General features: G+C 75.6%; 2 protein-coding genes. One reads left to right on the forward strand and one right to left on the reverse strand.

The features are described from left to right. A partial coding sequence (locus GTR00_RS20775) for an SRPBCC domain-containing protein (RefSeq protein WP_166613422.1) occupies positions 1 to 549 on the reverse strand: 549 nt, incomplete at its 3' end. 107 nt (positions 550 to 656) lie between these two features. Between GTR00_RS20775 and GTR00_RS20780 the strand changes: the two genes are divergently transcribed. Beyond that, positions 657 to 1,424 (forward strand): MCP four helix bundle domain-containing protein (locus GTR00_RS20780; protein ID WP_166613423.1); only part of this gene is annotated, 768 nt, incomplete at its 3' end.

Raw genomic sequence — 1,424 nt, forward strand, 5'->3', positions numbered from 1 at the left:
GGCTGGACTGGGCCACCACCTCCGACGCCCGCAGGCGGCGCGCAGGTGCCGCCTGCGGGCGTCGGAGGTGGTGGCCCAGTCCAGCCAGTCCACGGCGCCGCCGTCCAGCGCGCGCTCCAGCGCCTCCAGGTGCAGGTGCCAGGCCGCCAGCGACATCGGCACCCAGGCGTCCTCGCCCTCCAGCTCGTTCGTCAGCCGCAGGCGGGTGCGCGCGCGCAGGCCGCCGGCGTCCAGGGGCTCCAGCTCCCAGCGCAGCAGGCCGTGCTCGGAGTTGGTGTGCTCCAGCAGGCGCGGCGGGTCCAGCGCGGTCAGCCGCCCGGGCCACCACTCCAGCTCGGCGGGGTCGCCGTTGAGCCACATCAGCGAGAACTCCCCGCCGGGGCGCAGGTCCGCGCGCAGCGCCGCCCACCACCGGCGCGTGACCTCCGGGACGGTCAGCGCCGTCCACAGGGCCGCCACCGGGTGCGGGTACTCGCGCGTCAGGGTCAGGGTCGCGCGCTCACCGCCGTGCAGGGCCGCGCCGCCGAGGAGGTCCGGGTCGTCGCTCACGGCCACCATCCTCCCTCCCCGCCCGGGACCGGACCGCCGCGAGCTCGTGGCGAAGACGCCGGCCGCGAACGCTCAACCCGGCGCCCCGTTCACCCGATGGGAGGAACGTGCTCTCCCGACTGCGCGACGTGAAGGTCGCCCCCAAGCTCTTCGCCGGTTTCGGCGTCGTGTGCCTGCTGCTGGCCGTCGTGGTCGGCGTGGGCATCTCCCGCCTGCTGAACTCGCAGGCGGACCTGACCACCCTGTCCACCTCCGGGGTGGCCTCCGTGGACACCATCGGCGACGTGCGCTCCGCCTTCCTGCAGGTGCGCATGGACGTCACCAACGCCGCCCTGGTCGCCACCCCGGCCGGCGTGACCGAGGCGCTGGACGCCATGGCCGCCACCGACGAGGCGCTGGACGAGGCGTGGCAGGCCTACCTGGGCTCCTCCCCGGCCGGCTCCGCCGCCGACCGCGAGGCCTTCGAGAGCGAGCTGGCGCAGTACCGCTCCGACCGCGAGCAGCTGATCACCTTCGCGCAGGCCGGGGACGTGGAGGGCTACATCGCCTTCCGCACCAGCACCATCGCCCCCGTCGCCAAGCAGATCATGGGGACGCTGACCACCCTGTCGGAGACCGAGACCACCGCCGCGAGCGAGCTGGCCGAGCAGGGCTCGACCGAGGTGCGCTCGGCGGTGGTGCTGCTGGTGGTCATCGGTGCCCTGGCCGTGGCCCTGGCCCTGGCCGTGGCCATCGCCGTGGCCCGCTCCATCGCCGGCCCCCTGGCCCGCACCCTGAGCGTGGTGCAGGGCCTGGCCCACGGGCGCCTGGACGCGCGCGTGGGCTACAGCGCGCGCGACGAGGTCGGCCAGCTGGCCGGCGCGGTGGACGCCACC

Source organism: Kineococcus indalonis (assembly GCF_009906395.1).
GTDB lineage: Bacteria > Actinomycetota > Actinomycetes > Actinomycetales > Kineococcaceae > Kineococcus > Kineococcus indalonis.